The 23,601-nt window shown below is 51.5% G+C and carries 29 protein-coding genes; 15 read left to right on the forward strand and 14 right to left on the reverse strand.

The features are described from left to right. Positions 1-24 precede the first annotated feature (24 nt). Together ftsH and rlmE are read right to left on the reverse strand one after the other, a co-directional pair. On the reverse strand, positions 25-1,959 hold the full coding sequence (gene ftsH, locus ACKI5T_RS10095; RefSeq protein WP_015960594.1) for an ATP-dependent zinc metalloprotease FtsH: 1,935 nt from the start codon (positions 1,957-1,959) through the stop codon (positions 25-27). Between the two features lie 102 nt (positions 1,960-2,061). Next, positions 2,062-2,688, reverse strand: coding sequence for a 23S rRNA (uridine(2552)-2'-O)-methyltransferase RlmE (gene rlmE / locus ACKI5T_RS10100; RefSeq protein ID WP_015960595.1), 627 nt, complete (start codon positions 2,686-2,688; stop codon positions 2,062-2,064). Positions 2,689-2,814: 126 nt separating this feature from the next. Between rlmE and yhbY the strand changes: the two genes are divergently transcribed. After that, entirely contained in the window at positions 2,815-3,108 is a 294-nt protein-coding gene (gene yhbY, locus ACKI5T_RS10105) for a ribosome assembly RNA-binding protein YhbY (protein WP_041689726.1), read from the forward strand. A gap of 151 nt (positions 3,109-3,259) precedes the next feature. Here yhbY and greA read toward each other — a convergent pair whose 3' ends face one another. Next, complete coding sequence (gene greA, locus ACKI5T_RS10110) at positions 3,260-3,736, reverse strand: transcription elongation factor GreA (RefSeq protein WP_015960597.1); 477 nt, start codon at positions 3,734-3,736, stop codon at positions 3,260-3,262. A 243-nt stretch (positions 3,737-3,979) separates the two neighbouring features. Between greA and dacB the strand changes: the two genes are divergently transcribed. The 3 genes from dacB to pmrB are packed head-to-tail and all read left to right on the forward strand — an operon-like array spanning position 3,980 to position 7,118. Then, positions 3,980-5,413 (forward strand): serine-type D-Ala-D-Ala carboxypeptidase, encoded by a 1,434-nt coding sequence (gene dacB, locus ACKI5T_RS10115; protein WP_407437243.1) that lies wholly within the window; start codon positions 3,980-3,982, stop codon positions 5,411-5,413. A 2-nt stretch (positions 5,414-5,415) separates the two neighbouring features. Beyond that, on the forward strand, positions 5,416-6,078 hold the full coding sequence (pmrA, locus tag ACKI5T_RS10120; protein ID WP_407437244.1) for a two-component system response regulator PmrA: 663 nt from the start codon (positions 5,416-5,418) through the stop codon (positions 6,076-6,078). Continuing rightward, positions 6,075-7,118: a two-component system sensor histidine kinase PmrB gene (gene pmrB / locus ACKI5T_RS10125; RefSeq protein WP_407437245.1), complete on the forward strand. Its 1,044-nt coding sequence runs from the start codon at positions 6,075-6,077 to the stop codon at positions 7,116-7,118. The genes pmrA and pmrB overlap by 4 nt, the downstream gene beginning before the upstream one ends. A 44-nt stretch (positions 7,119-7,162) precedes the next feature. Here the strand turns inward: pmrB and cgtA are convergent, their stop codons facing one another. The 4 genes from cgtA to rplU all read right to left on the reverse strand — a co-directional run bounded on the left by cgtA (position 7,163) and on the right by rplU (position 10,007). Further along, complete coding sequence (gene cgtA / locus ACKI5T_RS10130; protein ID WP_407437246.1) at positions 7,163-8,341, reverse strand: Obg family GTPase CgtA; 1,179 nt, start codon at positions 8,339-8,341, stop codon at positions 7,163-7,165. 15 nt (positions 8,342-8,356) lie between these two features. Then, positions 8,357-9,322, reverse strand: coding sequence for a DMT family transporter (locus ACKI5T_RS10135; protein ID WP_015960602.1), 966 nt, complete (start codon positions 9,320-9,322; stop codon positions 8,357-8,359). Between the two features lie 96 nt (positions 9,323-9,418). Beyond that, entirely contained in the window at positions 9,419-9,676 is a 258-nt protein-coding gene (rpmA, locus tag ACKI5T_RS10140) for a 50S ribosomal protein L27 (RefSeq protein WP_007673187.1), read from the reverse strand. Positions 9,677-9,695: 19 nt separating this feature from the next. Beyond that, a complete protein-coding gene (rplU, locus tag ACKI5T_RS10145; protein ID WP_015960603.1) occupies positions 9,696-10,007 on the reverse strand; it encodes a 50S ribosomal protein L21 in 312 nt (103 codons plus the stop codon). A 259-nt stretch (positions 10,008-10,266) separates the two neighbouring features. On the opposite strand from rplU, the gene ispB reads away from it, so the two are divergent. After that, entirely contained in the window at positions 10,267-11,238 is a 972-nt protein-coding gene (ispB, locus tag ACKI5T_RS10150) for an octaprenyl diphosphate synthase (protein WP_407437247.1), read from the forward strand. Between the two features lie 228 nt (positions 11,239-11,466). Then, on the forward strand, positions 11,467-11,754 hold the full coding sequence (sfsB, locus tag ACKI5T_RS10155; protein WP_407437248.1) for a DNA-binding transcriptional regulator SfsB: 288 nt from the start codon (positions 11,467-11,469) through the stop codon (positions 11,752-11,754). 71 nt (positions 11,755-11,825) lie between these two features. On the opposite strand, the gene murA is transcribed toward sfsB, so the two are convergent. The 7 genes from murA to mlaF form a co-directional block, all read right to left on the reverse strand. After that, the gene (gene murA / locus ACKI5T_RS10160; RefSeq protein WP_407437249.1) at positions 11,826-13,085 is read right to left on the reverse strand and encodes a UDP-N-acetylglucosamine 1-carboxyvinyltransferase; all 1,260 of its coding nucleotides are present in this window, start codon (positions 13,083-13,085) and stop codon (positions 11,826-11,828) included. A 51-nt stretch (positions 13,086-13,136) separates the two neighbouring features. Beyond that, positions 13,137-13,391: a BolA family iron metabolism protein IbaG gene (ibaG, locus tag ACKI5T_RS10165; RefSeq protein WP_015960607.1), complete on the reverse strand. Its 255-nt coding sequence runs from the start codon at positions 13,389-13,391 to the stop codon at positions 13,137-13,139. 125 nt (positions 13,392-13,516) lie between these two features. Next, positions 13,517-13,810, reverse strand: coding sequence for a lipid asymmetry maintenance protein MlaB (gene mlaB / locus ACKI5T_RS10170; RefSeq protein ID WP_015960608.1), 294 nt, complete (start codon positions 13,808-13,810; stop codon positions 13,517-13,519). Continuing rightward, positions 13,810-14,445, reverse strand: a complete 636-nt coding sequence (gene mlaC / locus ACKI5T_RS10175) for a phospholipid-binding protein MlaC (protein ID WP_407437250.1) — start codon at positions 14,443-14,445, stop codon at positions 13,810-13,812. The genes mlaB and mlaC overlap by 1 nt, the downstream gene beginning before the upstream one ends. Positions 14,446-14,448: 3 nt before the next feature. Then, positions 14,449-15,012 carry an outer membrane lipid asymmetry maintenance protein MlaD gene (gene mlaD, locus ACKI5T_RS10180; RefSeq protein ID WP_015960610.1) on the reverse strand — a complete coding sequence of 188 codons (564 nt, stop codon included), beginning with the start codon at positions 15,010-15,012 and terminating at the stop codon, positions 14,449-14,451. 4 nt (positions 15,013-15,016) lie between these two features. Next, positions 15,017-15,799, reverse strand: a complete 783-nt coding sequence (gene mlaE / locus ACKI5T_RS10185; protein ID WP_407437251.1) for a lipid asymmetry maintenance ABC transporter permease subunit MlaE — start codon at positions 15,797-15,799, stop codon at positions 15,017-15,019. 7 nt (positions 15,800-15,806) lie between these two features. Beyond that, positions 15,807-16,619: a phospholipid ABC transporter ATP-binding protein MlaF gene (mlaF, locus tag ACKI5T_RS10190; RefSeq protein ID WP_407437252.1), complete on the reverse strand. Its 813-nt coding sequence runs from the start codon at positions 16,617-16,619 to the stop codon at positions 15,807-15,809. A gap of 227 nt (positions 16,620-16,846) precedes the next feature. On the opposite strand from mlaF, the gene ACKI5T_RS10195 reads away from it, so the two are divergent. From ACKI5T_RS10195 to ptsN, 9 genes are all read left to right on the forward strand, one after another. Further along, on the forward strand, positions 16,847-17,824 hold the full coding sequence (locus ACKI5T_RS10195; RefSeq protein ID WP_407437253.1) for a calcium/sodium antiporter: 978 nt from the start codon (positions 16,847-16,849) through the stop codon (positions 17,822-17,824). 12 nt (positions 17,825-17,836) lie between these two features. Then, positions 17,837-18,823 carry an arabinose-5-phosphate isomerase KdsD gene (gene kdsD, locus ACKI5T_RS10200; RefSeq protein WP_407437254.1) on the forward strand — a complete coding sequence of 329 codons (987 nt, stop codon included), beginning with the start codon at positions 17,837-17,839 and terminating at the stop codon, positions 18,821-18,823. A gap of 14 nt (positions 18,824-18,837) precedes the next feature. Beyond that, positions 18,838-19,404 carry a 3-deoxy-manno-octulosonate-8-phosphatase KdsC gene (gene kdsC / locus ACKI5T_RS10205; RefSeq protein ID WP_407437255.1) on the forward strand — a complete coding sequence of 189 codons (567 nt, stop codon included), beginning with the start codon at positions 18,838-18,840 and terminating at the stop codon, positions 19,402-19,404. Further along, complete coding sequence (lptC, locus tag ACKI5T_RS10210; RefSeq protein ID WP_015960616.1) at positions 19,401-19,976, forward strand: LPS export ABC transporter periplasmic protein LptC; 576 nt, start codon at positions 19,401-19,403, stop codon at positions 19,974-19,976. Before kdsC ends, lptC begins: the two co-directional genes overlap by 4 nt. Continuing rightward, entirely contained in the window at positions 19,945-20,499 is a 555-nt protein-coding gene (gene lptA, locus ACKI5T_RS10215; protein ID WP_041689538.1) for a lipopolysaccharide ABC transporter substrate-binding protein LptA, read from the forward strand. Before lptC ends, lptA begins: the two co-directional genes overlap by 32 nt. A 6-nt stretch (positions 20,500-20,505) precedes the next feature. Further along, positions 20,506-21,231 carry an LPS export ABC transporter ATP-binding protein gene (gene lptB, locus ACKI5T_RS10220; protein WP_015960618.1) on the forward strand — a complete coding sequence of 242 codons (726 nt, stop codon included), beginning with the start codon at positions 20,506-20,508 and terminating at the stop codon, positions 21,229-21,231. Positions 21,232-21,278: 47 nt separating this feature from the next. Continuing rightward, entirely contained in the window at positions 21,279-22,712 is a 1,434-nt protein-coding gene (gene rpoN / locus ACKI5T_RS10225; protein ID WP_407437256.1) for an RNA polymerase factor sigma-54, read from the forward strand. Positions 22,713-22,734: 22 nt separating this feature from the next. After that, positions 22,735-23,022, forward strand: coding sequence for a ribosome hibernation promoting factor (gene hpf / locus ACKI5T_RS10230; protein WP_015960620.1), 288 nt, complete (start codon positions 22,735-22,737; stop codon positions 23,020-23,022). An 82-nt stretch (positions 23,023-23,104) separates the two neighbouring features. Then, entirely contained in the window at positions 23,105-23,596 is a 492-nt protein-coding gene (ptsN, locus tag ACKI5T_RS10235) for a PTS IIA-like nitrogen regulatory protein PtsN (RefSeq protein ID WP_015960621.1), read from the forward strand. The last annotated feature ends 5 nt before the right edge of the window (positions 23,597-23,601 follow it).

The raw sequence follows: 23,601 nt of genomic DNA on the forward strand, positions 1-23,601 counted from the left end.
GATTAACCGATTTCAGGCAGTAACTTATTTGTCGCCCAACTGCTCTGACATGGTATTACCCGGATTTGGCGTACGGGGTTCATCAACCGGACGCGGCGCACGCGGGGTGCCATTGTTGTCAGAGTTATTAGAAGCGCCTGGATCTTCCCAACCCGCTGGCGGACGCACTTCGCGGCGAGCCATCAGGTCATCGATCTGCGGAGCATCGATAGTCTCATATTTCATGAGCGCATCTTTCATCGAGTGCAGAATATCCAGGTTTTCATTCAGGATTTCACGTGCGCGGCCATAGTTGCGTTCAACCAGCGCTTTGACTTCCTGGTCGATGATACGTGCTGTTTCATCAGACATATGTTTCGCTTTCGCGACAGAGCGTCCCAGGAATACTTCGCCATCTTCTTCCGCATACAGCAGCGGACCAAGTTTGTCGGAGAAGCCCCATTGGGTCACCATGTTACGAGCCAGGTTGGTCGCGACTTTAATGTCGTTCGACGCACCGGTAGAAACATGTTCCACACCGTAGATAATTTCTTCAGCAAGACGACCACCGTACAGGGTCGAAATCTGGCTTTCCAGCTTCTGACGGCTGGCGCTGATTGCATCGCCTTCCGGTAGGAAGAACGTAACACCCAACGCACGGCCACGTGGAATAATGGTGACTTTGTGTACCGGATCGTGTTCCGGAACCAGACGACCAATAATCGCATGACCTGCTTCGTGATATGCCGTGGATTCTTTCTGCGCTTCCGTCATCACCATGGAGCGACGTTCCGCACCCATCATGATTTTGTCTTTCGCTTTTTCGAATTCCACCATGGACACCACGCGCTTGTTACCACGAGCAGCAAACAGTGCCGCTTCGTTGACCAGGTTTGCCAGGTCAGCACCGGAGAAGCCCGGTGTACCACGCCCAATGATTGCCGGATCGACATCTGGAGACAGCGGTACGCGACGCATGTGGACTTTCAGAATCTGTTCACGACCACGAACATCCGGCAAACCAACAACAACCTGACGGTCGAAACGGCCTGGACGAAGCAACGCAGGGTCAAGTACGTCTGGACGGTTAGTCGCAGCAATAACGATAATACCTTCGTTACCTTCGAAGCCATCCATCTCAACCAACATCTGGTTCAGCGTCTGTTCACGTTCATCGTGACCACCGCCCAGACCTGCGCCACGCTGGCGGCCTACGGCGTCGATTTCATCGATGAAGATAATGCACGGTGCTGCCTTCTTAGCCTGTTCGAACATGTCACGCACACGAGATGCGCCCACACCCACGAACATTTCGACGAAGTCAGAACCAGAAATAGTAAAGAACGGCACCTTCGCTTCACCTGCGATGGCTTTCGCCAACAGCGTTTTACCGGTACCCGGAGGGCCGACCATCAGAACGCCTTTCGGAATCTTACCGCCCAGTTTCTGGAAACGACTTGGCTCACGCAGGTATTCAACAAGTTCTGCCACTTCGTCTTTTGCTTCGTCACAGCCTGCAACGTCAGCAAAAGTGGTCTTGATCTGGTCTTCCGTAAGCATACGCGCCTTGCTCTTACCGAACGACATGGCACCTTTGCCACCGCCGCCCTGCATTTGGCGCATAAAGAAGATCCAGACACCGATAAGCAACAGCATCGGGAACCAGGAAATGAAGATAGAAGCCAGCAGGCTCGGTTCTTCCGGCGGCTCACCTACCACCTTGACGTTTTTAGTCAGAAGGTTATCAAGCAGCTTAGGATCGTTCACCGGGATGTAAGTCGTGTAACGGTTACTATCTTTCTTGGTAACGTTGATCTCACGTCCGTTGATACGCGCTTCGCGAACCTGGTCCTGATTGACCTCTTGCAGGAAGGTAGAATAATCCACCTTGCGGCCATTCGACTCGCTGGGCCCAAAGCTCTGGAACACTGACATCAGCACAACGGCAATGACCAGCCAGAGTATTAGGTTTTTCGCCATGTCACTCAAGGGATGAACCTCATATTACAACTGTGTTAAAAACAGCGTCAGGATAGTCTGCACCTGGCTTTTCTCAAACTTGCGTTTGAAATCAACCGGTTATCATTTACGTCCTGTCGCTACAATATACACTTCTCGTGAACGAGCACGGGAAGAGTCCGGCTTACGAACTTTCACCTTCGCAAACAGGGAGCGAATTTCCTTAAGATACTCCTCGAAACCTTCGCCCTGGAACACCTTCACTACAAAACTACCACCAGGTGCTAGAACATCACGAGACATTTCTAACGCCAGTTCAACCAGATACATGGAACGGGGGATATCCACCGCTGGTGTTCCGCACATATTTGGCGCCATATCCGACATGACAACTTGAACCTTACTGTCACCGACTCGTTCAAGCAGCGCTTTAAGCACTAATTCATCACGAAAATCGCCCTGAAGGAAGTCAACACCGACGATTGGATCCATTGGTAAAAGATCGCAAGCGATGATTCGACCCTGGCCACCAATCTGCGTAACCGCATACTGAGACCATCCACCGGGTGCAGCACCGAGATCAACAATCGTCATTCCCGGTTTAAAGAGTTTGTCACTTTGCTGTATTTCATCAAGTTTAAACCAGGCGCGGGAACGCAATCCCTTTTTCTGCGCCTGTAGAACATATTTATCGCTAAAGTGTTCCTGGAGCCAGCGGCTGGAGCTGGCAGAACGCTTTTTACCTGTCATTTCACTTTCCGTCCTGGTTCATCGTAATTTGCCTGTGACGTAAATTTCTACGCAGCTATTTGGCGATATAAGGGAGATGGCGGTAGAATGAACCGTTTTCAATCCCAACGTAAGCAAAAATATACGATGAATCTGAGTACTAAACAAAAACAGCACCTTAAAGGTCTGGCACATCCACTCAAGCCTGTAGTCATGCTTGGCAACAATGGTTTGACCGAAGGGGTGCTTGCCGAGATCGAACTAGCGCTTGAGCACCACGAGTTAATCAAGGTGAAAATCGCCTCTGAAGACAGAGACTCTAAAACCTTAATCGTGGAAGCAATCGTGCGTGAAACCGGTGCCTGTAATGTACAGGTTATCGGTAAAACGCTGGTGCTCTATCGCCCGACTAAAGAGCGTAAAATCTCGCTACCACGCTAAGAATATCCTGAATCGAACACATTTTCTGTGTAAAACGAGGGATTTCCATGAGTAGGTGAGCAAAATGCCATGCTCTGACAGTTGATAAAAGGCCGCTATGCGGCCTTTTTCCTTTCTTTACAATGTATCAACATCTGCGCTGAGATGCGAATCAGAGGTACTCGACCTTAATAATTTCGAATTCCACTTCGCCGCCGGGCGTACGGATGACAACGACATCCTCTTCTTCCTTGCCAATCAGACCACGTGCAATAGGTGAGTTTACAGAGATTAAATTCTGTTTAAAGTCTGCTTCGTCATCACCCACGATGCGATAAGTCTGCTCTTCGTCATTGTCCAGGTTCAGCACTTTTACCGAAGCGCCAAAGATCACGCGGCCCGTATTTGGGATTTTGGTGATATCGATAACCTGCGCATTAGACAGCTTAGCCTCGATATCTTTAATGCGCCCTTCGCAAAAACCCTGCTGCTCACGCGCAGCGTGATATTCAGCGTTCTCTTTCAGATCACCATGCTCACGCGCATCGGCAATGGCGGAAATGATCTCAGGACGGCGAACCGATTTCAGGAAATCCAGTTCTTCGCGCAGTTTTTCTGCACCACGTAGGGTCATCGGAATAGCTTGCATTTGTTATACCTCTTAAACATTCCTGTTGGGAGTGACACACCCCGACTACCGGCCTCGCAGACTTCAATGCCTGTCTCAGGTCAGGAGCAAAAGAAAACTGACCCGGAAGCAAAGTTCCAGGTCAGCAGCAATTTTTCAATTTGATACGTATTTTACCGCGAAGTTCACTATGGGTCATCGTTTACTTTACAGGGCGTTGCACCGTAGTATGGCGGTTTGTTTACGGGTTGTTAGCGCGAGATTATGCGATTTTCCAGATTTATCATCGGATTGACTACCAGTATGGCATTCACTGCAAACGCAGCGAATGTTGATGAATATATCAATCAACTCCCTGCTGGCGCTAATCTTGCGCTCATGGTGCAAAAAGTGGGTGCCCAGGCGCCGGAGATTGATTATCACAGCCAGCAAATGGCCCTGCCCGCCAGTACGCAGAAAGTGATTACAGCGCTGGCTGCACTGTTGCAACTCGGCCCAGACTTCCGTTTCACCACGACGCTTGAAACCAAGGGGAATGTGGATAGCGGCGTTCTGAAAGGTGACTTAATTGCTCGATTTGGCGGCGATCCGACGTTTAAACGTCAGGATATCCGCAATATGGTCGCCGTTCTGAAAAAGTCCGGGATCCAAAAAATCGAGGGCAATGTGCTGATCGACACGTCTATTTTCGCCAGTCACGATAAAGCACCCGGCTGGCCCTGGAATGATATGACGCAATGCTTTAGCTCGCCTCCTGCAGCCGCTATTGTCGACCGCAACTGCTTCTCGGTTTCGCTGTACAGCGCACCAAAACCCGATGATTTAGCCTTTATTCGCGTGGCGTCCTATTACCCAGTGACCATGTTCAGCCAGGTCAGAACCCTGGCGAAAGGCTCACCGGATGCGCAATATTGTGAACTCGATGTCGTTCCCGGCGATCTCAATCGCTTTACGTTGACGGGCTGCCTGACACAACGCGCTGACCCCCTGCCGTTGGCTTTCGCTATCCAGGATGGCGCAAGTTATGCAGGTGCGATTCTGAAAGATGAGCTAAAACAGGCTAATATCACGTATTCAGGCACGTTGTTACGTCAGACGCAACCAAGTGCAGCAGGTACGGTGATTGCCAGCAAGCAATCTGCTCCACTGCACGATTTGCTTAAGATTATGCTGAAAAAATCGGACAACATGATTGCCGATACCGTATTCCGCATGATCGGGCATGCGCGTTTTGGCGTTCCAGGAACCTGGCGCGCAGGTTCAGATGCTGTACGTCAGATTTTGCGCCAGCAGGCGGGAATCGATCTTGGGAATACTATCGCTGTTGATGGCTCAGGCCTTTCACGGCATAACTTGATCTCTCCTGCAACAATGATGCAAGTTCTTCAGTACATTGCCCAGCATGACACTGAGCTAAACTTTATTTCGATGCTGCCGTTGGCAGGCTACGATGGATCTCTGCAGTATCGCGCAGGTCTGCACGCAGCCGGCGTCGATGGTAAAGTCTCCGCTAAAACTGGCTCGCTGCAGGGCGTGTATAATTTGGCTGGCTTTATTACCACGGCCAGCGGGCAGCGTATGGCGTTTGTACAGTATCTATCCGGCTATGCCGTCGAACCGGGTGACCAGCGTAATCGTCGTATTCCTCTGGTCCGTTTCGAAAGCAGGCTTTACAAGGACATTTATCAGAATAACTAGCGATGAAATTACTCATTGTTGAAGACGATCTTCTCTTACAGGAAGGGCTGGCTCTGGGGCTTGCCAACGAAGGCTATGCGCTGGACTGTGCGGCTACCGCCGCAGAGGCTGACTCACTGATTCAAAGTGGCGAGTACAGCCTTGTTATCCTCGACCTGGGCCTGCCTGACAAAGATGGCGCGACGCTGCTGAGCCAGTGGCGTCGTCGCGGCATTGATAATCCGGTTCTCATCCTGACTGCTCGCGACGCCATTGAAGACAGAATTCATGGACTTGACTCGGGCGCAGATGATTATCTGGTCAAACCCTTTGCGCTTGCTGAGTTACAGGCTCGAGCACGCGCGCTGATTCGCCGCTATCAAGGCCACAGCGATAATCAGGTAGTCGATGGCGATCTCACGCTCAATCTGCAAACCCAGCAGGTTCTGTGCGATTCTCACCCTGTCGAAGTCACACCAAAAGAGTTTGCACTGCTCACGCGCCTGATTATGCGATCGGGGCAAACCGTACACCGCGAAACGCTGCAGCAGGATATTTACAGTTGGCAAGACGATCCTGGCTCGAACACACTCGAAGTACACATTCATAACCTTCGACGTAAACTCGGCAAGGATCGTATCAAAACCATTCGCGGCGTCGGCTATCGTCTTGAGAACCCACAATGAATAGCATGCGTCGGCGATTGATGGTTTTGCTGGCGGTCATTCTGTTATTTTTCCAGCTCATCAGTGTGATTTGGCTCTGGCATGAAAGCCGAGAGCAAATTAGCTTCCTGGTGAGCGAAACCCTCTCAGCCAAAGCACGTAACCAGCATGTCGAAAAGGAAATCCGCGAAGCCATTGCGTCACTTTTGGTTCCTTCGTTGGTGATGGTTGGTTTCACACTATTTTTCTCTTTCTGGGCGATCACCTGGATAACGCGTCCCCTCAACAAGCTGCGTATTAGCCTCGCGAATCGATCCGCAGATAATCTCTCGCCTCTTCCTGAATTTTCCGATATGGAAGAGATTGGTGCCGTCACGACGTCTCTGAACCAACTGCTGGCTCGCCTGGACCACACCATTAAGCAAGAGCGCTTATTTACCGCTGACGCCGCTCATGAGCTGCGAACGCCGCTGGCCGGGATTCGACTCCACCTCGAACTCATGGCGCAATCAGGCACTCCACAGGCATCCACGCTTATCGATCGTATCGATCAGCTTATGCATACGGTTGAACAGCTTTTGATGCTGGCGCGTGCGGGACAAGCCATGGCGAGTGGTCATTACGATACCATCAGTTGGACAAATCACATTATTGCCCCGTTAAAGCTGGAGCATGAATTCAAAGATCATCTGGTGATTTGGCCCGCGCACAGCGAACTTACCGTTCAGGGCGATGCCATATTGCTGCGACTGATGCTGCGAAACCTACTGGAAAACGCGGCTCGATACAGTCCACCTGGCACTACTATCGGAATCACACTGGCTGAACATGAAGACGGGACACAAGTGAGCGTTATCGATCATGGACCGGGAATTGATGAAGCACACAGGCATTCAATTACCGAACCCTTCCGTCGACTCGATCAACGCTTTGGTGGGAGTGGTCTGGGGCTGAGTATTGTTCAGCGCATCGTGCAGCTTCATCGTGGCACTTTACGACTCGATAATGCGCCTGAGGGCGGGTTAATCGCCAGTTGCTGGCTACCGTCGACGTTGAGCTAAAATGCATAAAAAAAGCCCCCTTCAACAGGGGGCTTTTCACGGGATTAACGTTTGTAGATGAATTCGACACCTTCTTCGTCGTCTTCGTCCCAATCCTCATCCCACTCTTCGTCATCTTCGACTTCAACTTCTTGTTCTTCAAGCTGCTGGCGGTGATAGTCATCCCACATAAACTCAACTTTCTCAGGCTGCTTCGCTTCTTCTGCCTGAGTAATTGGGTTCTCGATGATGAAGGTCATCACATCCCAGCAAAGATCTTTGACGCCCATCTGGGTTGCAGCAGAGATCAGATAGTACTTATCTTCCCAGCCCATCGCTTCAGCAATGGCTTTCGCTTTGGCTTCAGCTTCAGCTTTGTCCATCAGGTCGATCTTGTTAAAGACCAGCCAACGCGGTTTAGCGGCTAGCTTATCGCTGTACTTTTCCAGTTCGCCAACGATGATTCGGGCATTTTCGACCGGATCTGAACCGTCAATTGGATCGATATCGATGAGGTGCAACAGAACGCGGCAACGCTCAAGGTGTTTCAGGAAACGAATCCCCAGCCCAGCGCCTTCAGCAGCACCTTCGATCAGACCCGGGATATCAGCAACCACAAAGCTCTTTTCGTTATCCATGCGGACAACGCCCAGGCTCGGTACCAGCGTGGTAAACGGATAATCCGCGACTTTAGGTTTAGCAGCAGAAACAGAACGGATAAAGGTCGATTTACCCGCGTTTGGCATCCCCAGCATACCCACGTCTGCCAGCAGCATTAGTTCGAGCTGCAGATCGCGTTTATCACCAGGCGTCCCCATCGTTTTCTGACGCGGAGAACGGTTAACAGAGGATTTAAAACGGCTGTTACCCAGACCGTGCCAACCGCCTTTACCCACCATCAAGCGCTGACCATGCTTGGTCATATCACCCAACGTCTCGCCAGTGCCCTGGTCGATAACGCGCGTCCCGACCGGGACTTTAACGGTCACGTCTTTGCCACGCTTACCGGTACAGTCACGGCTTTGGCCATTCTGACCACGTTCGGCGCGGAAAGATTTTTCGAAACGGTAATCGATCAGCGTGTTGAGGTTTTCATCCGCCTCTAACCACACATCACCGCCATCACCGCCATCGCCGCCGTCAGGACCACCACGAGGAATATATTTTTCACGGCGGAAGCTTACGCAACCATTACCGCCATCACCTGCAACAACCAGGATTGTTGCTTCATCAACAAACTTCATTTTACTCTCCGTAAATCATTCGCCTGAGCGGGGGACAACTACAACCGCTTCATTTTTGCGCCAACGTCCCCAAAGACGATGACCAATGGCGGAATACATCGCGCCCGCAACCACGACAAACGCACCGAGATATCCCAAGAGGTTTAACATCGGTTTGACGAAGAAATCGGGCCAGGCCATTGATAATAAATCTGAAAATAACAGCGTAAACAGCGGCGTGAGCGTAATTAATGCACTCACTTGTGCTGCCTGCCAGCGCGCCATCGCTTCGGCCAACGCGCCATAACCGACCAGCGTGTTAAGCCCACAGAAAATGAGACACGCCAGTTGCCAGTCGCTGAGCTGGGTAATGACACCCGGTTTTGCTAACGGCAATAATGCTATTGTACACAAAGTGTACAATAAAAAGAGAATCTGCGGTGAGCCGAGCCTGCGCAATAACACCTTTTGCGCGACGCCATAGGTCACCCAGACCGTTGCTGCCCCAACACCGAAAATCACACCCCAGGTGTAATCCGTCAGGCGGGTAAAAATCTCGATCAGGCTGGTGTTGAAAAACATCACCAGACCGCATAACAACATACTTGCACCCACTATCTGCGTGACACGCATCTTCTCCTTGAGGATAAATACGCTGGCAACCATCATGCCCACAGGCGAAAGCTGACCGATGACCTGTGATGCGGTGGGGCTTAAATATTGCAGAGAAGAACTGAACAGAATGAAGTTACCGAACAGACCAGCCGTTGCGATAGCCAGGAGAATCAGCCAACGCGGTTTACGAAAAATCCGCAGCGGTGGAAGTTTTCCTTTTATCGCCAGAATCGCGCCAAGGCCAATACTGGCCATTAAAAAGCGATAAAACACTACCGTAGGCGGTTCCATGACTTCCAGAACCTGCTTCATGGCAATGGGCAACGCTCCCCAGCACACCGCCGTAGTGAGTGCCAAAAGAATACCGATGCCTGCCTGCTGTTTCATGCCCGTTTTTCCTGCAGAAAATTTTTCCGGGTTTTCAATGTAAAAAGCCCCGCAACACGTTGCGGGGCTTTAATCCGTTACCGGACCACGAAAAACTTACTCAGCAACGATGCTGATGTATTTACGGTTGTTCGGGCCTTTAACTTCAAATTTCACTTTACCGTCTGCTTTAGCAAACAGAGTGTGGTCACGACCGCAACCTACGTTGTTACCAGCGTGGAATTTGGTGCCACGTTGACGAACGATGATGCTACCCGCCAGAACGGTTTCGCCACCGAAACGCTTAACGCCAAGACGTTTAGCTTCTGAGTCGCGACCGTTACGAGTTGAGCCGCCAGCCTTTTTATGTGCCATTTAAATCTCTCCTCAGGTCTTAGGCGCTGATGCCAGTAATTTTCACATCAGTGAACCACTGACGGTGGCCCTGCTGCTTACGGTAGTGTTTACGACGACGAAACTTAACGATTTTAACTTTCTCGCCACGACCATGAGCAACAACTTCAGCTTTGATAACGCCGCCATCAACGAAAGGAACGCCGATTTTGACTTCTTCACCGTTTGCGATCATCAGAACTTCAGCGAACTCAACAGCTTCGCCAGTTGCGATGTCCAGCTTTTCCAGGCGAACGGTCTGACCTTCGCTTACTCGGTGTTGTTTACCACCACTTTGGAAAACCGCGTACATATAGAACTCCGCTTCCGCGCACATCCTCGTGTGATTCAGAGTGCGCTATAAATATTCACAATAGGGCGCGAATATTACGCAAAACGCGAGCCTTTGACAAGTGCTACCATCGATACATGAAGAAAAAAAACACAACACGTACGGTAACGTTTATCTGAGCCGTTTTTTCAGTACAATCAGGCATACTATTTGATAAACCAAAACCCTACGTTAGCCCATTTGATATGTGGTAAACAGGATAAGAAGCCCGGCTTTTGCGATGAATTTAGATAAAATCAACGAGTTAACCGCGCAAGATATGGCGGGTGTGAATGCAGTAATCCTGGAGCAACTCAACTCTGATGTTCAGCTCATCAATCAGTTGGGTTATTACATCGTCAGTGGCGGCGGTAAACGCATTCGCCCAATGATCGCCATTCTGGCTGCCAGAGCCGTTGGATATCAGGGAGATGCGCACGTCAATATTGCGGCTCTCATCGAATTTATCCACACCGCAACTCTTCTTCATGATGATGTGGTGGATGAATCCGATATGCGTCGCGGGAAAGCGACCGCAAACGCCGCATTTGGCAACGCAGCGAGCGTTCTGGTGGGGGATTTTATCTACACCCGCGCATTCCAGATGATGACGAGCCTTGGCTCGTTAAAGGTGCTGGAAGTCATGTCAGAGGCCGTAAACGTCATCGCCGAAGGTGAAGTGCTGCAGTTGATGAACGTCAACGATCCGGACATCACCGAAGAAAACTATATGCGTGTGATTTATAGCAAAACGGCGCGTCTGTTTGAAGCCGCAGCGCAGTGCTCTGGCATTCTTGCAGGCTGTACTGAAGCGCAAGAGCGTGGCTTGCAGGACTATGGCCGCTACCTTGGCACCGCATTCCAGCTGATCGACGATTTACTGGATTACAGTGCGGATGGTGAAACCCTGGGCAAAAACGTGGGCGATGACCTGAACGAAGGTAAACCTACCCTGCCCCTGCTGCATGCAATGCGCAACGGATCACCGGAACAAGCGAAATTGATTCGTGAAGCGATCGAGCAAGGAAATGGCCGACATCTTCTGGAACCTGTACTGGAAACAATGGCGATCTGTGGATCGCTTGAATGGACACGCCAGCGGGCTGAAGAAGAAGCGGATAAGGCGATTACAGCCCTTCAGGTTATTCCAGACAGCCCATGGCGCGATGCGTTAATTGGGCTTGCCCACATCGCCGTTCAGCGCGATCGTTAAAAGCTCAACGTCTCCTCGCGCCCCTGCCGGGGAGACTCCAATAAACTCCAATAAGCTCTTCATTCGCGTTAATTCATCAGCTTACAGGCTGCATTAATAAAGCCCTGTCATATTCCGAATATTGCCTCCAGTTATGCGAACTTTTTAGAACAGCCCGTCTAAGAAGGTATAGTAACTCACGTCACTTCACCTGAATGACGTGGACGTACTTGAATCTAAGGACAGTATATGGAAAAGAAGTTTATCGACTGGCATTCGGCCGACATTATTGCCGCACTGCGCAAAAAAGGGACCTCACTTGCAGCAGAGTCCAGGCGCAATGGGCTCAGCTCTTCAACGCTTGCCAACGCGTTGACTCGCCCATGGCCAAAAGGAGAATTGATTATTGCGACGGCGCTGGAAACCCAGCCCTGGATTATATGGCCTTCGCGTTACCACGACCCGATTACCCATGAATTTATCGACAGAACGCGAATGATGCGTCAGAAAAAGCAGGAAAACGAGCACGGGAATTGACGCTTGCGAGAGACTTGCAGGAGAAAAGAACAGCAACCCCCCGGCCATCTGGCAGGGGGCTGCCGGAACGATTACTCGCCCTTTACACGCTCGATGTTTGCACCCAGAGCGCGCAGTTTGTCCTCAATACACTCATAGCCACGATCGATGTGGTAAATGCGGTCCACAATCGTTGTGCCTTCGGCAATGCAGCCCGCCAGCACCAGGCTCGCAGAAGCACGTAAATCCGTTGCCATTACCTGAGCACCAGACAGCGTTTCTACGCCATGACAAATCACGGTGTTGCTTTCGATTTCTGCACGCCCCCCCATACGAATGAGTTCAGGTACGTGCATAAAGCGGTTTTCGAAGATGGTTTCAGTAATGAAGCCCGTCCCTTCAGCTACCAGGTTCAGCAGCGTAAACTGTGCCTGCATATCGGTTGGGAACGCCGGATGCGGAGCAGTGCGAACGTTAACCGCTTTAGGGCGTTTACCGTGCATGTCCAGGCTAATCCAGTCTTCACCGGTTTCAATGTCTGCACCGGCATCGCGCAGTTTCGCTAATACAGCATCCAGGGTGTCTGGCTGCGCATTGCGACACAGAATTTTACCGCCAGAAATCGCCGCAGCAACCAGGAAGGTGCCAGTTTCGATACGATCGGGTAACACGCGGTATACGCCGCCGCCCAGACGCTCAACACCTTCGATGGTGATGCGATCGGTGCCCTGCCCGGTAATCTTCGCGCCGAGTGCGACGAGGAAATTCGCCGTATCAACAATTTCCGGCTCGCGCGCCGCGTTTTCGATAACGGTTGTGCCTTCCGCCAGCGTCGCCGCTGACATGATGGTGACCGTCGCGCCGACGCTGACTTTATCCATCACAATGTGCGCGCCTTTCAGACGGCCATTGACGGAGGCTTTAACGTAGCCTTCTTCGAGCTTGATATCTGCACCCAGCTTTTCAAGACCGAAAATATGTAAATCAACCGGACGCGCGCCAATCGCACAGCCGCCCGGCAGAGAAACCTGACCCTGACCAAAACGCGCCACCAGCGGGCCAAGCGCCCAGATAGACGCACGCATGGTTTTCACCAGATCGTACGGCGCAGAAAAGTTATTCACCTTGCTGGCATCAATCCAAACCGAACCATTACGTTCCACTTTGGTGCCCAACTGGCTGAGCAGCTTCATCGTGGTGTCGATGTCTTTCAGCTTCGGTACGTTCTGAATTTCTACCGGCTCTTCCGCAAGCAGTGCGGCAAACAGAATCGGCAGCGCGGCGTTTTTCGCGCCGGAAATTGTGACTTCGCCCTGGAGACGCGTAGGCCCCTGTACACGAAATTTATCCATGATTGTGCTCTCTTATGAATTCAACCGTGCTGCGGGCAAACCACCCTCAGCTCAAAAACCGTTTAGTTTGCGATCGCGTTCCCACTCTTGCGGGGTATAAGCTTTGATCGACAGGGCGTGGATGCGGTTATCCGCAATATATTCCATCAGCGGCGCGTAGACAGCCTGCTGTTTCTTCACACGGCTCATGCCGTCGAATATCTCACCCACAGTAATAACCTGAAAGTGACTGCCATCGCCGGTGACGTGGACTTCCTGAAGGGAGAGTGCGTTCATCAGCACCGACTGGATTTCATGATTTTCCATGGGTTCTAAATCATCTTTAGTGAAAACAAGCCCAACATCTTAGAGCAAAGTGACGCAGTCTTAAACAAGCAAAAAGCCCCGACCGTGAAACAGTCGAGGCTTTAAGAAGTAACGCACTGAAAAAATTAGCGAGGTAATACGTCTTCGGGCAAATTATAAAGTTTTGCCAGGGTGAGAACGTTTTCGCTGACACCCGCCAGTTTCACCGCTGCACCTTGTTTTTTGCCTTCAGCCACGAGATGCACTAACAGTGCAACGCCTGCGGTGTCCACACGGGTTACGCTATGCAAATCAATCAGCGTGACGCCTTGCATTGCGAATTCACGCGAATCCCATAACGGAATCAGCAGGTCCTGATCAAGCTCGCCTGACAAGAATAATGTGTCACTTTCACGCGTCCAGCTTAATGGCTGCGTCATTACTTTCTCTCGTCCAACGAAATTTTCTGGCTGGAGATAGATTTTAACTGTTCGGTAAGACCATCGATGCCTTTGGTGCGCAGCAAATCACTCCACTCGTTTTGCTTAGTCGTAATCATGCTCACGCCTTCAGCAATCATGTCGTAAGCCTGCCAGTTTCCAGTTTGCGTATTTTTACGCCACTGGAAATCCAGGCGCACCGGCGGACGCCCGTTTGGATCGATGATGGTGACGCGAATAGGCACAATGGTCGCATCGCCCAGCGGTTGCTCTGGAGCAATCTGATAGGTCTGGCCATGATACATCGCCAGCGCCTGGCCATAAGCCTGCTTAAGGTATTCACGGAACGCCGCAAAGTAAGCATCACGCTGTGCAGGCGTGGCATCTTTGTAATAACGACCCAGAACTAACGCACCCGCATATTTCACCTGCACGTAGGGCAACAGCTCTTGATCAACCACATCACGGAGGTAATCCGGATTGGAACGAATTTTTGATTGCTCATTTTTGAGGCGGTCAAATGTCTTCTTCGCCGCTTCGTCCATCTGTTTATAAGGATTGGCCTGATCCGCGGCATAGGCGGCACTCAGAGGGGCAATCACCAGCATGGCAACCATCAATAGTCGTTTAATCATCAATTACTTCTCCTGAGATGAATGGGTTGCGCCAGGGGTCGGAGCAACATCAGTTTGGCCTTCGCTCTTTGCAGAGGCATCGTCAGTGGTTTTGGCGTCCCCTTTGTTGCTGTAAAGGAACTGACCAATCATGTCTTCGAGCACCATCGCAGATTTGGTATCCTGGATTACGCCGCCATCTTTAAGGATAGACGTTCCCAGTTCCGGATCTTCAAAGCCGACGTTTAACGCCAGATATTGTTCACCCAGCAAACCGGAAGTACGGATGGAGAGCGAGCTGGTGTCCGGAATATGGTTGTAGCGCTCTTCGATCTCCATTTCCACACGCGGCAAATAGGTTTTTTCATCGAGAGTAATGTCCGCTACTCGGCCAATCACAACGCCGCCGATACGAACCGGTGAACGCGCCTTCAGGCCCCCGATATTATCGAATGTCGCGTAGAGACGATAAGTGGGTTCAGTCCGAATTGAGGTGATGTCCGCCGCGCGGAGGCAAATAAACAGTGCAGCCAACAGCGCCAGCACAAGAAACACACCTACCCAAATTTCACTTTTTCTTGTTTGCATGAACTCAATTCCCAAACATCAGTGCGGTGAGCACAAAATCCAGACCCAATACGGCCAGCGACGAATGAACTACAGTGCGCGTTGTCGAACGACTAATCCCTTCAGAGGTCGGTATCGCATCGTAACCATTGAACAACGCAATCCAGGTAACCGTGAACGCAAAGACCACGCTTTTAATCAGACAGTTCACGAGATCCATACGCAGATCAACCGCATCCTGCATCGCGGACCAGAAGAAGCCCGCGTCAATGCCTTTCCACTGCACGCCCACCAGCGAACCGCCCCAAATTCCGACGGCCACAAAAAGAATAGTCAGCAGGGGTAGCGAAATCACACCCGCCCAAAAACGCGGAGAAATAACACGACGCAGAGGATCAACCGCCATCATTTCCATACTGGAAAGCTGTTCCGTTGCGCGCATCAAACCGATTTCTGCAGTTAACGCAGAACCCGCGCGTCCGGCAAAAAGCAGCGCTGCCACAACCGGTCCAAGTTCGCGCAATAGAGAAAGAGCCACCAGCATACCGAGGCTGGTTTCAGCACTGTATGTCGTTAAAACAAGGTAGCCTTGCAGCCCAAGAACCATACCGATAAACAAACCGGAAACGATAATAATGAGCATCGACAGCACGCCGACATTATAGAGCTGGCGTACCAGCAGTGGCCCATGCTTGCGAAATTCCGGCTTGCCTACCAGCGCATTGAACAACATCAACCCGGCACGCCCGAACGTCCTGATGGTTTTTATGCCACGGTGTCCCAGAGCGGCCAACGCATTTAACAGCATCAGTGGCTTAACTCCCTATTCCCAATAAATCTTGATGATAATCACACGCGGGATAGCGGAACGGAACAGGACCGTCCGCAATACCGTCCAGGAACTGTCGAACCCGCGGATCGCTGTTATTCTGCAATTCTTGAGCCCCCCCTTGCGCCACAATTTTTTTATCCGCCACAATGTAAGCGTAATCCGCAATGCTCAGCACTTCTGGGACATCATGAGAGACCACAACGCAGGTCACGCCGAGTGCGCTGTTAAGTTCTGAAATCAGCTTGACCAGCACGCCCATGGTGATAGGGTCCTGGCCGACGAAAGGTTCGTCGAACATGATCAAGTCCGGCTCCAGCGCGATAGCACGCGCCAGCGCCGCACGCCGCGCCATTCCGCCAGACAGCTCAGAAGGCATCAGCCTGGCAGCGCCACGCAGCCCCACCGCTTCAAGCTTCATCATGACCGTCGTTTTCAAGAGTTCAGGGGACAAATGCGTATGTTCACGCAGCGGATACGCCACGTTATCAAAGACGTTCATATCGGTGAATAACGCACCCGACTGAAACAACATGCTCATGCGCTTACGCACGGTATAGAGGCGCGTGCGCGACATCTCAGGCACATTTTCGCCGTCAAAAAGAATTTCACCGCTGTCTGGCGGGATCTGTCCACCGATCAGACGCAGCAGCGTTGTTTTGCCGATGCCGGATGGCCCCATGATCGCAGTGATCTTGCCACGCGGCACCGTCAATGTAATGTCTTCGAAGATCAATCGGTTGCCGCGGGAGAAGCTGACGTCACGGACATCGACTAAATTCGCCATTGTTTGGCTCATTTAAAATTCCTTTCTTTCCCTTTGAGGTTAAGCATGGCGCTTAATTCAGCCTTAAACCCGACATTTTTACAGAATATTGCCTGTACAGGTTAGCGAAAGCTGGCATTTGTTTTACTTTTCCGACGCATAAAGTCAAAATTAGAGAATCGTTACGTCTACAGACTGCATGCGGCGCCAGAGATTCATTCTCAGTGGACCGGCGAGTATACCTGAATAAAGGATTTTTGATGCTTTTAGCAACGGCCCTGTTAATAATCGGTTTACTGTTAGTGGTCTACAGTGCTGACCGTCTGGTTTTTGCAGCATCCATCCTGTGTCGGCTTTTTGGCATACCGCCCCTTATCATCGGGATGACCGTGGTGAGTGTCGGAACATCGCTTCCAGAAATTATCGTCTCTGCTTCAGCGTCTCTTCATGGTCAGGTTGACCTCGCGATTGGGACGGCAATTGGCTCTAACATCGTCAATATATTATTGATCCTCGGCCTCGCCGCGCTGATGCATCCATTTCGCGTGCATTCTGATGTTCTGCGCCGCGAATTGCCGCTAATGTTAATTGTCAGCCTGCTGGCAGGTTACGTGCTGTACGACGGGCAACTCACGCTGGATGACGGCATCCTGCTTATCGCGCTGGCGATCATCTGGCTGCTGTATATCGTTAAAATTGCGCGTCTGGCAGAAAAACAGGGAAATGACAGCCTGACGCGTGAGCAAGTCGCGGAACTGCCTCGCGAAGGCACCCTGCCCGTCGCTCTGCTGTGGCTGGGCGTCGCGCTGATTATCATGCCAATGTCCACGCGTATGGTCGTTGATAACGCCACCGTGCTCGCCAATTTCTATGCCATCAGTGAGCTGACTATCGGCCTGACGGTGATAGCGATTGGCACCAGTTTGCCAGAACTGGCGACTGCCGTTGCCGGCGTACGTAAAGGCGAAGGCGATATGGCGATTGGCAATATCATTGGCTCCAATATCTTTAACATCGCTATCGTGATGGGTTTACCGGCGCTGATTGCGCCAGGGGCATTTAATCCGCTGGCCTTCTCGCGCGATTACGGGGTGATGCTCATTGTCAGTATTATTTTCGCCCTGCTGTGCTGGCGACGGAAACAACAGATTGGCAAAGGCGCGGGTGCCTTACTGACGGGTGGTTTTATCGTATGGATGGCGATGCTGTATTGGCTGTCGCCTCTTCTCTCTGGGTAAACGGAACGCATTATGTCGCAAATAGAATTGCAACCGGGTTTTGACTTTCAAAAAGCAGGCAAAGAAGTTCTGGAGATTGAACGTGAAGGTCTGGCGCAGTTAGATCAATACATCAATCAGGATTTCAGCCTTGCGTGCGAGAAAATATTCTCCTGCGCGGGCAAAGTCGTGGTGATGGGCATGGGCAAATCGGGTCATATTGGGCGCAAAATGGCCGCGACGTTCGCCAGTACCGGAACATCCTCATTCTTCGTTCATCCCGGTGAAGCCGCTCATGGCGATCTCGGAATGGTGACGCCGCAGGACATCGTTATCGCCCTGTCGAATTCGGGCGAGTCCAACGAGATTCTGGCGCTGATTCCCGTGCTGAAACGACTCCGCGTCCCGCTCATTTGCATGACCAGCCGACCAGAAAGCACGATGGCGCGTGCGGCTGATGTTCACTTATGCGTAAAAGTGCCGAAAGAAGCTTGCCCACTCGGCCTTGCGCCGACCTCCAGCACGACCGCTGCGCTGGTTATGGGAGATGCCCTCGCCGTTGCGCTTCTTGAAGCCCGAGGCTTTACGCCAGAAGATTTCGCTCTCTCTCATCCGGGCGGTGCGCTGGGACGTAAGCTACTGCTGCGGGTAAATGATATTATGCATACGGGCGCAGAGATCCCTCGCGTCAGTAAAGATGCCCCGCTGCGCGACGCCTTGCTGGAAATTACGCGTAAAAATCTTGGCATGACGGTGATTTGCGACGACCAGATGAACATCGAAGGGATCTTCACGGATGGCGATTTACGCCGCGTGTTCGATATGGGCGTTGATGTCCGCACGCTGGGGATCGCTGACGTAATGACGCCTGGCGGCATCAGGGTCCGTCCCGCCACGCTGGCAGTCGACGTTTTGAACCTAATGCAGTCCCGTCATATTACCGCGGTCATGGTTGCCGATGGCGACCAACTGCTGGGTGTGGTACATATGCATGATCTTCTGCGCGCAGGCGTAGTGTAATAAAGGATAAGACAATGAGTAATGCGGGTGCATCCCTTGCAACCTGTTATGGTCCGGTAAGCACGCAAATGATGGCGCAGGCGGAAAAGATTCGTCTGCTAATTCTGGATGTAGATGGCGTTCTTTCCGATGGCTTGATTTTTATGGGCAATAACGGCGAAGAGCTGAAAGCATTTAACGTGCGCGACGGTTACGGCATTCGTTGTGCGCTCACATCCGGGATAGAAGTTGCCATTATCACCGGGCGTAAGGCTAAACTGGTAGAAGATCGCTGTGAGACATTGGGCATCACCCATCTGTATCAGGGACAGTCTGACAAAATGGTCGCTTTCAGAGATTTACTGGCGAAACTGACCATCGCACCTGAGAATGTGGCCTATGTCGGGGACGACCTGATTGACTGGCCGGTGATGGCTGAAGTGGGGTTAAGTATCGCCGTCGCCGATGCACATCCTCTGCTGATCCCGCGCGCGGACTATGTCACCCGGATCAACGGGGGGCGCGGTGCCGTTCGCGAGGTGTGCGATTTGTTATTGCTGGCACAGGGCAAGCTTGATGAGGCCAAAGGGCAATCGATATGAGTAAAACCAGACGTTGGGTTATCATTCTGCTTTCACTGGCCGTGTTGGTATTGATTGGCGTGAATCTCGCTGACAATGACGATGCGCCAGCAGAAGTGGTCGCCACTAACGATCCGACCTATAAGAGCGATCACAGCGACACGGTGGTTTACAGCCCGGAAGGTGCGCTGAACTATCGCTTGATTGCCCAGCACGTTGAGTATTTTTCCGATGAAGGTATCTCGTGGTTTACTCAGCCGGTCATGACCACGTTTGACACCAATAAGGTGCCGACCTGGTCGATCAAATCTGACAGAGCAAAATTGACAAATGACCGTATGCTTTATCTGTACGGTCACGTAGAAGTGAACGCCCTGACCGCTGACTCTCAACTACGCAAAATTACGACAGATAATGCGCAGATCAACCTGGTGACCCAGGATGTGACGTCGCAAGATCTGGTGACGTTATACGGCACTACATTTAATTCCAGCGGTTTGAGAATGCGCGGGAACTTACGCAGCAAAAACGCCGAGCTGATTGAAAAGGTTAGAACCTCATATGAAATTCAAAATAAACAAACTCAGCCTTAATTTTGTTATCGCCAGCGCGCTGCTGGCCGCCAGTCTCCCTGCCCTTGCGGTGACAGGAGATACTGAGCAACCTATTCATATCGAGTCTGACACCCAGTCACTTGATATGCAGGGGAACGTTGTGACCTTCACGGGCAACGTCGTGATGACGCAGGGCACCATCAAAATCAATGCCGATAAAGTGGTTGTCACCCGTCCTGGCGGTGAACAAGGCAAAGAAATTATTGATGGCTACGGCAATCCGGCAACGTTCTATCAGATGCAGGATAACGGTAAGCCGGTTAAAGGCCACGCCTCGCACATGCACTATGAGCTGGCGAAGGACCTTGTCATCCTGACCGGCAATGCGTATCTGGAGCAGTTGGACAGCAACATCACTGGCGATAAGATCACTTATCTGGTGAAAGAGCAGAAAATGCAGGCTTCCAGCGAGAAAGGTAAGCGCGTGACAACCGTACTGGTTCCGTCTCAGCTGCAGGACAAAGGGAAAACCCAGGCTCCCGCACAGAAAAAGAGTAACTAATTCGTTATGGCAACATTAACTGCAAAAAACCTCGCCAAAGCCTACAAAGGCCGCCGCGTCGTGGAAGATGTCAGTCTGACCGTTAACTCCGGCGAAATTGTTGGCCTGTTGGGTCCTAACGGTGCTGGTAAAACCACCACCTTTTACATGGTGGTTGGCATTGTTCCGCGCGATGCGGGCAACATCATCATTGATGATGAAGACATTAGCCTGCTGCCGCTGCACGCTCGCGCGCGTCGCGGGATTGGCTATCTGCCGCAGGAAGCGTCTATTTTCCGCCGTCTTAGCGTGTTCGACAATCTGATGGCCGTCCTGCAAATCCGTGACGATTTGACCGCTGAGCAGCGTCAGGATCGCGCCAACGAATTGATGGAAGAGTTCCATATTGAACACCTGCGCGACAGCCTCGGCCAGGCACTTTCGGGGGGGGAACGCCGCCGAGTAGAAATTGCTCGCGCCCTGGCAGCCAATCCGAAATTTATCCTTCTGGATGAACCATTTGCAGGTGTTGACCCCATCTCCGTTATCGACATTAAACGCATTATCGAACATCTGCGCGACAGCGGTCTCGGTGTGCTGATTACCGACCACAACGTGCGCGAAACGCTGGCCGTTTGTGAGCGTGCGTATATCGTCAGCCAGGGCCATTTGATTGCTCACGGCACGCCACTCGAAATCCTCGAAGATGAACATGTTAAGCGCGTGTACCTTGGGGAAGACTTCAGACTCTGATAGGGTAGAGGTTAAGTTACGCAGGACCGGAGAAAAACGCCCTGAACATGAAGCAAGGTTTGCAATTAAGGCTCAGCCAACAGTTGGCGATGACGCCACAGTTACAACAGGCGATCCGTCTGTTGCAACTGTCAACGTTAGAACTTCAGCAGGAACTGCAGCAAGCGCTGGACAGTAATCCGCTGCTGGAGCAAACCGATCTTCATGAAGAGGTAGATACCCAGGAAAAGCAGGACACCGAAACGCTCGATACGGCAGATGCCCTTGAGCAGAAAGAGATGCCTGACGAGTTACCGCTAGATGCCAGCTGGGATGAAATTTACACCGCTGGTACCCCATCCGGAACGCGCGCTGATTATCAGGATGATGAGTTACCGGTTTATCAGGGTGAAACCACGCAGTCGCTACAGGATTACCTGATGTGGCAGGTGGAGTTGACCCCTTTCACCGAAACCGATCGCGCGATTGCCACTTCCATTGTCGATGCCGTGGATGATACCGGGTATTTAACGGTGACCCTGGACGAAATTCTGGAAAGCATGGGTGATAGCGAAATCGAACTCGACGAGATCGAAGCCGTCCTCAAGCGCATTCAACGCTTTGACCCTATCGGCGTCGCAGCAAAAGATCTGCGCGACTGTTTGCTGATCCAGCTTTCTCAGTTTGCAAAAGAGACGCCAAGACTCGACGAAGCGCGACTAATTATCAGCGAACATTTGGATTTGCTGGCGAATCATGATTTCCGCAGCCTGATGCGCGTGACGCGACTCAAAGAAGATGTACTGAAAGAAGCGGTAAATCTGATCCAGTCGCTCGATCCCCGGCCGGGGCAATCGATCCAAACCGGCGAACCCGAATATGTGATTCCTGACGTTCTGGTCCGAAAGCACAACGGTCTCTGGACCGTAGAACTCAATTCCGACAGCATTCCCCGCCTGCAAATCAACCAGCAATACGCTTCCATGTGCACCAGTGCGCGGAACGACTCCGACAATCAATATATTCGTAGCAATCTTCAGGAAGCGCGATGGCTGATCAAAAGCCTCGAAAGCCGAAATGATACGCTGCTACGCGTGAGTCGCTGCATTGTGGAACAGCAGCAAGGCTTTTTTGAGCAGGGCGAAGAATTTATGAAACCGATGGTTTTGGCAGATATTGCTCAAGCCGTTGAGATGCACGAATCGACCATTTCGCGTGTGACCACGCAGAAGTATCTGCACAGCCCACGTGGTATTTTTGAGCTTAAGTATTTCTTCTCCAGTCATGTGAATACCGAAGGCGGCGGCGAAGCCTCGTCGACGGCAATTCGTGCTCTGGTGAAGAAGTTGATCGCCGCGGAAAACCCCGCGAAGCCACTGAGTGACAGTAAGTTAACCACCATGCTGTCCGATCAGGGTATCATGGTGGCACGTCGTACTGTTGCGAAGTATCGAGAGTCTTTATCCATTCCGCCGTCTAACCAGCGTAAACAACTGGTTTGACACAACCGATAAGGAAGACACTATGCAGCTCAACATCACAGGACACAATGTCGAAATCACTGAGGCTTTACGCGACTTTTTGAATACAAAATTCGCCAAGCTGGAGCAGTATTTCGAGAGGATCAATCAGGTCTACATTGTGTTGAAAGTGGAGAAAGTGACTCATATCTCGGACGCAACCCTGCACATAAACGGGGGCGAAATCCATGCCAGTGCGGAAGGGCAAGACATGTACGCGGCTATCGACGGCTTGATTGACAAGCTTGCGCGACAGCTTAATAAACATAAAGATAAACTGAAACAACACTAATTGTCCGAGCAGTTAACGGGTGCAGGACGGCCTGTTGTGAAACACAACAGGCCATTTGTACAGTTAGCGCTTAGGTGAAATTATGATGAACAACGATTCCGGTCTTCAATTAAGTCATGTCCTTAACCAGGAATGTACCCGCAGTGGCGTTCACTGCCAGAGCAAAAAACGCGCTCTGGAAATCATCAGTGAACTGGCCGCAAAACAGTTAAGCCTGCCACCTCAGGTGGTGTTTGAGGCCATTCTGACCCGTGAAAAAATGGGCAGTACCGGTATCGGCAATGGTATTGCCATTCCGCATGGCAAGCTGGAGGAGGACACACTGCGCGCCGTGGGCGTCTTTGTCCAACTGGAAACGCCGATCGCTTTTGATGCGATCGATAACCAGCCCGTCGATCTGCTTTTCGCACTGCTGGTGCCTGCTGACCAGACCAAAACCCATTTGCATACGCTCTCGCTGGTGGCCAAGCGTCTGGCAGATAAAACAATTTGCCGCCGTCTGCGCGCAGCTCAAAGTGATGAGGAACTGTATCAAATTATCACCGAAGCGGAAGGCAATCAGGATGATGCGTAACCACA

Source organism: Lelliottia sp., assembly GCF_045627565.1.
In the GTDB taxonomy this organism is placed as follows: domain Bacteria; phylum Pseudomonadota; class Gammaproteobacteria; order Enterobacterales; family Enterobacteriaceae; genus Enterobacter.